The sequence below is a fragment of the Achromobacter sp. genome (assembly GCF_057314935.1).
Genome location: NZ_DBHKZA010000089.1, coordinates 1 through 9,739, shown reverse-complemented (window position 1 = coordinate 9,739; position 9,739 = coordinate 1). Strand labels below are relative to the sequence as shown.

Sequence of the window (9,739 nt, the reverse complement as noted above, 5' to 3'; positions counted from 1 at the left end):
CCGCAAGAATCAGGGCGACGATCAGGGCGGTCAGCTTGCTGCCGCCGCGAAAGGAAGGTTTGCCACGCACCGGCCGGGCTCCAGGTTAGAAACGCTGGAAGTTTGCCACACGCCACGCGCAGCCAACCGCCTGGCGTGCAGAAAAGGACCGCGTCCGCCTACAGCCAGCCCGATCTGCGGAAACGCCAATACAGGATGGAGCAGACCGACACGATGACGCCCAGCGTAATGGGATAGCCCCAAGGCGACTTCAGTTCGGGCATGAATTCGAAGTTCATGCCATAGATGCCGGCGATCGCCGTGGGGACGGCCAGGATTGCGGCCCAGGACGCAAGCTTGCGGGTGGTGTCGTTCTGCGCGGCCTGGCCGATCATCAGGCTGGCTTCAAACGCGAAGGCCAGCGACTCGCGCAAGGCATTGAACAATTCGTCCACGCGCAGCACGCGGTCGGCGACTTCGCCGAAATAGGGGCGTGCGTGTTCGTCCACCGCCGACATCTCGACCCGCGCCAGACGCCGGCAGATCTCGGCCATCGGCGACACCACGGTGTGGATGCGCAGCAGGTCGCGGCGCTGGCGGTACAGCCTGCGGATGTCGGAATCCTTGGCGCCGCGGATCAGCAGCTTCTGCTCGGCGCCTTCCACCACGCTCTCGATCTTGCCGGCGGCGGCCACATAGCGGTCGACCAGCCAGTCCAGCACCTCGGAGGCCACGTAGTCGCTGCCGCGCTTGAGCAGGTCGGGAGATGCCTCCAACCGTTCGCGCAAGGGGCTGTGGGCGGCCGTTGCGCCGCGGCGCACGGTGACCAGGAAGCCGTCGCCGATCAGCAGTTGGGTCTCGCCGAAGATCGGGCGCTCGGCCTCGACCTCGACCGTGACGGTCACGATGAGGACCATGTTGCCGTAGTCGATGATCTTCGGGCGCCGGTGCGGCTCCAGCATTTCTTCCTGGTTCTTGCCGCAGGCGCCGAGTTCTCCGGTGACCCTGGCCAGCAATTCCGGCGTGGGATTGCGCAGGCCGATCCACAGCATGCCGGGCGGCTGCCCCTGCGGCTGGCCGTTGTACCGGCTGATGTACTGCCCCACCTCGTCGATGGGCACTTCCCGGTCGCGGCGCCCGTTCACATAGGCTATCGACGCGACCACCTCGCCCTTGTGGGCGTCGGCGAAATTTTCTTCAGCGGACATGGACTACCTCAGGCAATGCGATCCCTACCGGACAACTTATGGGTATCGGCCGATGATAGCCCAGGCCAGGGCCTGCCAACGCGCGAAGGCGCCCCGCGCAGTCCCTAGGAAAACAGGCTCCGGACTCGTTTGGTCACGTCGATGCTGGGCGCCTGCGGTTCCTTCGGCTGGCCGCCAGGCAGATCAGGCAGCGCGGGCGGCTTGGGCAGATGGTCGAACAGCGGCAGCATCGCATTGGTGATGTAGCGCGTGCGCGAGCCATAGACGTGGCGGTCGCCCATGCCCGTCTGCTGGTGCACGTAGAAGCGTTGCGGCACGATCAGCTGCAAGCGCTCTTTGGCGCGCGTCATGGCCACATACAGCAGGCGGCGCTCTTCCTCGATTTCTTCGGCGGTGCCCGTGCTCATGTCGGACGGGATGCAGCCGTCGACCACGTTCAGCACATAGACAGCCTTCCATTCCTGGCCCTTGGCGGAATGGATGGTGGACAGGATCATGTAGTCTTCGTCGCGCGACGGGGCGCCGGATTCGTCGCTGGTGGCATCCGGCGGGTCCAGCGTCAATTCGGTCAGGAAACGTTCGCGCGACGGGTAGCCCGCCGCCAGGCGCACCAACTGGTCCAGGTCGGTCTTTCGCACGCGCGCATCGTCGTACAGGCGTTCCAGTTGGCCGGCGTACCAGCGCAGGGCCAGGTCCACATCGGCCGGCCAGCGCAGGGCGGGATCGCACAGCGCCGCATAGGTGTCGGCGAACGCGCCCCACTCTTCCTGCGCCGCCGCTCCCGGCTTGAATTCGCGCAGCGCGCGCAACGGTTCGGCAGACGCGGACATGGCGTCCATCAACTTGCCCGCCGTGGCCGGACCGATGCCGGGCATCAGTTGCGCCACCCGGAAGCCTGCCATGCGCCCGCGCGGGTTTTCGGCCCAGCGCAACAGCGACAGCAGGTCTTTGACATGCGCGGCTTCCAGAAAGCGCAGCCCGCCGAACTTCACGAAGGGGATGTTGCGGCGGGTCAATTCAAGCTCCAGCGCGGCGCTATGGCTGGCCGTGCGGAACAGCGCCGCCTGCGACTTGAGCGTGGCGCCGCCCTCGCGCTGGGCCAGCACCTGGTCGGCCACCCACCGCGCCTGCCCGGCTTCGTCGCTGACCGTCACCAGTTCGGGCAATTGCGACGACGCGCGATCGGTCCAGAGGTCTTTGGCGAAACGTTCCGTCGCCAACCCGATCACCGCGTTGGACGCGTTCAGGATGGGCTGGGTAGAACGGTAGTTGCGGTCCAGCGTGATGACGCGCGCCGGTTCGGGAAACTGGTTGGGAAAGTCCAGGATGTTGCGCACCGTGGCGGCGCGGAAGGAATAGATGGACTGGGCATCGTCGCCCACCACCGTCAAGCCGCGGCCGTCCGGCTTCATGGCCAGCAGGATGGCCGACTGCAGCCGGTTCGTGTCCTGGTATTCATCCACCAGGACATGGTCGAAGCGCGCGCCGACGTCCGCGGCAATGCCGGGGTCGGACATCATTTCGGCCCAATACAACAGCAGGTCGTCGTAATCGAGCACTTGCTGATCCTGCTTGGCGGCGACATAGCCGCGGAACAGGTTCTTCAGTTCGTCTTCCCATTGGGCGCACCAGGGAAAGGACGTCTTCAGCACGTCGGCCACCGGCGTCTGGCTGTTGACCACGCGCGAATAGATGGCCAGGCAGGTGCCCTTTAGCGGAAAGCGCGACTTGGTGGACGACAGGCCTTGCTCGTGCCGGACCATGCCCATCAGGTCTTCGGCGTCGCCGCGGTCATGGATGGTGAAGGCTTCGGACAAGCCGATGCGCAGCGCGCAGTCGCGCAGCAGCCGTGCGCCGATGGCGTGGAAGGTGCCCGCCCAGGGCAGGGACGGCGCCTGCTGCGAGCCGCGCAGGTTCATGACCCGTTGCAGGACGGACCCCACGCGGCGGTCCATTTCCTGCGCCGCGCGGCGCGAAAACGTCAGCAGCAGCATGCGCTGCGGATCCGCGCCATTCAGGATCAGGTGCGCCACGCGGTGGGCCAGCGTATTGGTCTTGCCCGAACCCGCCCCGGCGATGACCAGCAGCGGGCCGCCGTCGCCGGACGCGCCACTGGCGCCGTTGACGCCGAATTCGGCGGCTTCGCGCTGGGCGGGGTTCAGGTCGGCCAGGGGGTCGGGACGGCTGTTGGCAGGGGGGGGATTCTGTTCGGGCATGACGCGTAAGGGGCCGCAGGCAAGCCCGCAGCGTCGCGCGCAGTGTCTGCACGCCCGCGGGCCAAATGACTGTCTATATATCCAGCTATCATAGCAGCGTGGCCGTCCCGGCCGCGCCCGCCCCCCCTTCGCGCCCCTTCCCCTTGCCTCTCCTTCTTTCCCATGCGCATCCTGACCGGCACCGCCTCCTGGACCGATCCCACGCTGTTGGCCTGCGGACGCTTCTATCCGCCCGGGGTCCGCAGCGCTGAAGCCCGGCTGCGGTTCTACGCCTCTCGCTTTGCCATGGCCGAGGTCGATTCCAGCTTTTACGTCCTGCCCTCGGCGGAGAACGCCTACCTGTGGGCGCAGCGCACGCCGGATGATTTCGTCTTCAACATCAAGGCCTTCCGGCTGTTCACCGGCCACCAGACGCCGCTTGCCGCATTGCCCGCGGACATCGGCCGCGAGTTGGCCGATTGGCCGGACCCGGTCATCTATCACGGTCAGATGCCCGAAGACCTGCGCGACGAACTCTGGCGCCGTTACCAGATGGCGCTGGAGCCGCTGCGGATGCCGGGCAAGCTGGGCGCGGTGCATTTCCAGTTTCCGCCCTGGATCCGACGCGATGCGCGCGGCCGGGCGCACGTGGCCGATTGCGCGCGGCGCATGGAAGAACACCTGATCTCGGTGGAATTCCGGCACCGCAGCTGGTTCGAAACGCCCGCGGCCACGGCGGACACGCTGGCGTTCGAGCGCGACCTGGGCGTGGTACATACCGTGGTCGACGCCCCCCAGGGCTTTGACAATACGGTGCCCCCCGTCTGGGAAAGCAGCCACCCCGACCTGACGCTGCTGCGCCTGCACGGCCGCAATGCCGCGGCCTGGAACGTATCCGGCACGGCCTCGTCGGGACGCTTCCAATATGAATACACGGAACAGGAGTTGGCCGAGCTGGCAGCGCGCTTCTCGCGGCTGGCTGCGCAAAGCGCCCAGGCGCATGCCGTGTTCAACACCAATTTCGAAGACCAGGGCATGCGCAACGCCGCCGCATTCGCGTCCGCGCTGCTGCCGTTCTAGGGCCGCGGGTTCGATGCCGGCGGTCAGGCCGCCGCAGGCTTGCGGGCGACTTCCGCCAGGCTTTCCAGCAGCACTTCGAACTTGCGCGCGATGTCGTGCTCGGGCACACAGGCGTAGCCCAGCAGCAGGCCCGGCCGCCGCCCTTGCGCATTCACGTAGTACCGCGACAGCGCGCGCGTCAGCACGCCTTTGCTGCGCGCCACGTCGACCACGCGTAGATCGTCCATGTCCGGCGGCAGAGTCAGCACCAGGTGCAGGCCCGCCATGCTGGCGTCGCGGTGCAGCCATTCCGGACCCAGCCGGCGTTCGATCAGGTTGACCAGCATCGCCCGGCGCCGGCCGTACAGCATGCGCATCCGGCGGATATGGGCCGCGTAATGGCCTTCGGCGATGAACGTCGCGAGCGCCGCGTGCGTCATCAGATGCCCCTCGCGGTAAAGCTCCGCGTGCGCCGCCTGGAACGCGGCGGTCAGCGGCTTGGGCAACACCAGATACCCCACCCGCAGGCCCGGGTACAAGGTCTTGCTGAAGGTCCCCATGTAGATGACGGGCGCATCCGGCTCCAGGCCCAGCAGCGAGGCGATGGGTCGGCCCGAGAAACGGAATTCGCTGTCGTAATCGTCTTCGATGATCCAACTGCCGCATTGCCGCGCCACGGCCAGCAATTGGCGGCGCCGGGTCAGCGACATCACCGGACCCAGCGGATACTGGTGCGAGGGCGTGACGAAGATGAAGCGCGGCGGCGTGCCCACGGCGTCCGGCAGGCGCATGCCCTCTTCATCGACCGGCAGGTGCACGGTATGCAGGCCGTTGGCCTGCAGGATGGTGCGGGCGCCCCAATAGCCCGGGTCTTCGACCCAGGCGGTCTCGCCGGCTTCGCCCAGGATGCGGGTCGTCAGGTCGATGGCCTGGTGCGACCCTTCGGTGATGATGATCTGTTCGGGGTCGCAATCGATGGAGCGCGTCAGCGCCAGATGCTGGGCCAGCGCCTCGCGCAGCGCCGGCAGGCCGCCGCCGTAGGCATAGGTCAGCAGATCGGGCGACGGGTTGCGCCATAGCGAACTGAAGATGCGGCCGAATTTCTTGTGCGGGAACTCGGTCAGGTCGGGCACGCCTGGCATGAAGGCCCCCCATTGGTAGGGCGAGGCCGACACGCCGTCCACGATGGCAGCGCCGCGCGGCGACAAAGCCGGTCCCGGCTGCGACTTCTGCGGCTGACGCAGCCGGCGGCCGCTGGCCAGATAGGAATCCGGCACCGAGGCGTTGACGAAGGTGCCGTTGCCCTGGCGGCTTCGCGTATAGCCCTCGGCCAGCAGCTGGCTGTAGACGTGGACCACGGTATTGCGGGCGATGCCGAGTTCCGCGGCCAGGTCGCGCGAGGCCGGCAGGCGCGAGTCCGCGGCGATGGCGCCGTCCAGGATCGCTTCGCGGATGCCGCGGTACAGCCGCTTGTTCATGGGCTCGTTGGACCCGTCGGCCAAACGCAGCAGCAGCAAGTCACCTACAATGGACCGCAATTGGTTCTACCTGTTTTATTAAAGTGGTTCCCACAAATGGGGCCATCGTAGCATTAAATAAGGTTTTTCCCGCCCACCACGTTCCCCGAGGCAGAGATGAAGAATCAGGACCTGAATACCCGCCGTTCCTTGGCCACCCCGCGTGGCGTCGGCGTCATGTGCGACTTCTACGCGGTGCGCGCCGAAAACGCCACGCTGTGGGACGCCAACGGCAAGGAATACATCGATTTCGCGGGCGGCATCGCCGTGCTGAACACCGGCCACCTGCACCCCAAGGTCAAGGCCGCCGTGTCCGCGCAGCTGGACAACTTCACGCACACGGCCTATCAGATCGTGCCGTACGAAGGCTACATCTCGCTGGCCGAGCGCATCAACCGCCTGGCCCCCATCGACGGCCTGAAGAAGACCGCCTTCTTCACGACCGGCGTCGAAGCCGTTGAAAACGCCATCAAGATCGCACGCTCGGCCACCGGCCGTTCGGGCGTCATCGCCTTCTCGGGTTCGTTCCACGGCCGCACCATGCTGGGCATGGCGCTGACCGGCAAGGTCGCCCCCTACAAGCTGTCGTTCGGCCCCATGCCGGGCGACATCTACCACGTGCCGTTCCCCAATGGCACCCAGTCCATCACCGTTGCGGATTCGCTCAAGGCGCTGGACCTGCTGTTCAAGTGCGACATCGACCCCAAGCGCGTCGCCGCGATCATCATCGAACCGGTGCAAGGCGAAGGCGGCTTCAACATCACCCCGCCTGAACTGATGACCGCCCTGCGCAAGCTTTGCGACGAGCACGGCATCCTGCTGATCGCCGACGAAGTGCAGACCGGCTTCGGCCGCACCGGCAAGCTGTTCGCGATGGAACACCACTCGGTGCAAGCGGACATCATCACGATGGCCAAGAGCCTGGGCGGCGGCTTCCCGATCTCGGGCGTGGTCGGCCGCGCCGACGTCATGGACGGCCCGGCCGCGGGCGGCCTGGGCGGCACCTACGCCGGCAACCCGCTGGCGGTCGCCGCCGCGCACGCCGTGCTGGACGTGATCGCTGAAGAAAAGCTGTGCGAACGCGCAACCGCGCTGGGTGACAAGCTGCGCGCCCATCTGGAAGGCCTGCGCGGCAAGGTGGCGGGCATTGCGGACGTGCGCGGCCTGGGTTCGATGGTGGCGCTGGAACTGAACGACGCCAACGGCAAGCCGGACGCCGAAGCCGTCAAGCGCGTGCAAGCGCGCGCCCTGGAACAAGGCCTGATCCTGCTGAGCTGCGGCGTGTACGGCAACGTGCTGCGCTTCCTGTACCCCCTGACCATTCCCGATGCGCAGTTCGACCGCGCGCTGGTTATCCTGTCCGAGGCGCTGGCCGCCTGATGTCCAGGGCCTGAACACCCGATCTTCGGTTGGGCAGGCATGGCAATTGCGGGCGTGTTGCGGTTTACCGCCACGCCCGCAGCCGTTTCCTGGCCCTGCTGCATTTCATTCAAGGAGACTCCGATAATGACCGCTTTGACCCATCCCCTGTCGCGCCCTGAACTGCTGCGCGACGCCTGCTACATCGACGGTAAGTGGGTAGGCGCCGGCAACGGCGCGTCGATCCCGGTGGACAATCCCTCCACCGGCAAGACCATCGTGTCCGTGCCCAAGCTGGGCCGCAAGGAAACCGAACAGGCCATCGCCAGCGCGCAAGCCGCCCTGCCGGCCTGGAGCGCCAAGACGGGCAAGGAACGCGCCGCGATCCTGCTGAAGTGGGCGCAGCTGATGATGCAGAACCAGCAAGACCTGGCCGCCATCATGACGTCCGAGCAGGGCAAGCCCGTGACCGAAGCCGCCGGTGAAATCGCCTACGCCGCCTCGTTCCTGGAATGGTTTGCCGAAGAAGCCAAACGCATCGACGGCGACGTGCTGCAAAGCCCGAAGGCCGGCCAGCGGCTGCTGGCATTGAAGCAGCCCATCGGCGTCACCGCCGCCATCACGCCGTGGAACTTCCCGGCCGCCATGATCACCCGCAAGGTCGGCCCGGCGCTGGCCGCCGGCTGCACCATGGTCGTCAAGCCCGCGCAGCAAACTCCGCTGACCGCGCTGGCGCTGGCCGTGCTGGCCGAAGAAGCGGGCGTGCCGGCCGGCGTGTTCCACGTCATCACCGGCAGCTCGCGCGATATCGGCGCGGCCCTGTGCGAAAGCGATGTGGTGCGCAAGCTGAGCTTCACCGGATCGACCGAAGTCGGCCGTACGCTGATGGAGCAATGCGCGCCCACCATCAAGAAGCTGTCGCTGGAACTGGGCGGCAACGCGCCCTTCATCGTGTTCGACGACGCCGACCTGGATCGCGCGGTGGACGGCATCCTGGCCTCGAAGTACCGCAACGCCGGCCAGACCTGCGTGTGCGCCAACCGCATCTACGTGCAGGCCGGCGTGTACGAAGAGATCGCCAAGCGCCTGGTAGCCAAGGTCAATGCCATGAAGGTGGGCGACGGCTTTGCCGACGGCGTGACCCAGGGTCCGCTGATCGACGCCAACGCCGTCGAGAAGGTGCAGGAGCACATCGCCGACGCCACGTCGCACGGCGCCCGCGTGATCGCCGGCGGCAAGCCGCATGCGCTGGGCGGCACGTTCTTCGAGCCGACCGTGGTGCGCGACGTGACCCAATCGATGCGCTTCGCGACCGAAGAGACCTTCGGCCCGGTGGCTCCGCTCTTCCGCTTTGAAACGGAAGAAGAAGTCATCCGCATGGCCAACGACACCATCTTCGGCCTGGCCGCCTACTTCTTCACGCGCGACTACGCCCGCATCTGGCGCGTGTCGGAATCGCTGGAGTACGGCATCGTCGGCATCAACACCGGTTTGATCTCCAACGAGGTCGGCCCGTTCGGCGGCGTCAAGCAATCCGGCCTGGGCCGCGAAGGCTCCAAGTACGGTATCGAGGAATACCTCGAGATCAAGTACTTGTGCGTCGACCTCGGGCAATAAGGCCTTTCAGGGATAAGCGGGCTTTGCCCCGCTTATCCCCACCAACTGTGGACAACCCGGCAGATAACTCCTGCATAGCCGGAAAAAGTCCTTTCATTCCAGTGACTTGCAAAACGCGATCAAATGCCGCTCAGGCATGATAGATTTGCGCGTTCCCTGGATGAGTCAGTATGAGCAGAACGTTTACCCGCGAGGACACCCGCAAGCTTGCCGCCGTGCTGGCCGAAACCGCCCTGGCCGAGGTCATGCCGCGCTACCGCAACCTGCCGGAAGGCGCCGTGCGGGGCAAGAGCTCGCCGCGCGACCTGGTGACCGATGCGGACGAAGCGGCCGAGCGCCTGATCGCCGCCCGCCTGGCCAAGCTGCACCCGGGCGCCGTGCTGATCGGCGAAGAAGCCTCCGCGCGCAATCCCGCCCTGCTGAACATGCTGGTCGACGCCGACCTGGCTTTCCTGATCGACCCCATCGACGGCACGCGCAACTATGTGGCCGGCCTGCCCCTGTTCGGCATGATGATCGCGGCGTGCCATCGCGGCGACGTCATTGCCGGCGTGATCTACGACCCGGTCAACCGCGACAGCGCGCTGGCCGTGCGGGGCGAAGGCGCCTGGATGGAATACGAGAACGGCCGGCAGGCGCCGCTGGCAGTCGCCAGCCCGGCTCCTCCCGAAGACATGGATGGCCTGATCGCCACGGGCGCGCTGCCCGAGCCGCTGCGCACTACCGTCAACAGCAACCTGTCGCGCCTGGGCAGCACCGCGTCACTGCGCTGCGCCGCCCATGAATACCGGATGCTGGCCGCCGG

General features: G+C 66.6%; 7 protein-coding genes. 4 read left to right on the top strand and 3 right to left on the bottom strand.

Annotation, left to right across the window (positions count from 1 at the left end):
• Positions 1-158 precede the first annotated feature (158 nt).
• Both ACO6D5_RS25170 and ACO6D5_RS25165 read right to left on the bottom strand, forming a co-directional pair.
• Positions 159-1,187: a magnesium and cobalt transport protein CorA gene (locus tag ACO6D5_RS25170; RefSeq protein ID WP_485826876.1), complete on the bottom strand. Its 1,029-nt coding sequence runs from the start codon at positions 1,185-1,187 to the stop codon at positions 159-161.
• A 104-nt stretch (positions 1,188-1,291) separates the two neighbouring features.
• Positions 1,292-3,403: an ATP-dependent helicase gene (locus ACO6D5_RS25165; protein WP_485826875.1), complete on the bottom strand. Its 2,112-nt coding sequence runs from the start codon at positions 3,401-3,403 to the stop codon at positions 1,292-1,294.
• 162 nt (positions 3,404-3,565) lie between these two features.
• Between ACO6D5_RS25165 and ACO6D5_RS25160 the strand changes: the two genes are divergently transcribed.
• Positions 3,566-4,462: a DUF72 domain-containing protein gene (locus ACO6D5_RS25160; RefSeq protein WP_485826874.1), complete on the top strand. Its 897-nt coding sequence runs from the start codon at positions 3,566-3,568 to the stop codon at positions 4,460-4,462.
• Between the two features lie 23 nt (positions 4,463-4,485).
• On the opposite strand, the gene pdxR is transcribed toward ACO6D5_RS25160, so the two are convergent.
• Positions 4,486-5,979 (bottom strand): MocR-like pyridoxine biosynthesis transcription factor PdxR, encoded by a 1,494-nt coding sequence (pdxR, locus tag ACO6D5_RS25155; protein ID WP_485826873.1) that lies wholly within the window; start codon positions 5,977-5,979, stop codon positions 4,486-4,488.
• A gap of 96 nt (positions 5,980-6,075) precedes the next feature.
• Here pdxR and ACO6D5_RS25150 point away from each other — a divergent pair, with 96 nt between their 5' ends.
• The 3 genes from ACO6D5_RS25150 to ACO6D5_RS25140 all read left to right on the top strand — a co-directional run.
• Positions 6,076-7,338: a 4-aminobutyrate--2-oxoglutarate transaminase gene (locus ACO6D5_RS25150; RefSeq protein WP_315845313.1), complete on the top strand. Its 1,263-nt coding sequence runs from the start codon at positions 6,076-6,078 to the stop codon at positions 7,336-7,338.
• Between the two features lie 126 nt (positions 7,339-7,464).
• Positions 7,465-8,934, top strand: coding sequence for a succinate-semialdehyde dehydrogenase (locus tag ACO6D5_RS25145; protein ID WP_315845312.1), 1,470 nt, complete (start codon positions 7,465-7,467; stop codon positions 8,932-8,934).
• A 170-nt stretch (positions 8,935-9,104) separates the two neighbouring features.
• A partial coding sequence (locus ACO6D5_RS25140; protein ID WP_485826872.1) for an inositol monophosphatase family protein occupies positions 9,105-9,739 on the top strand: 635 nt, incomplete at its 3' end.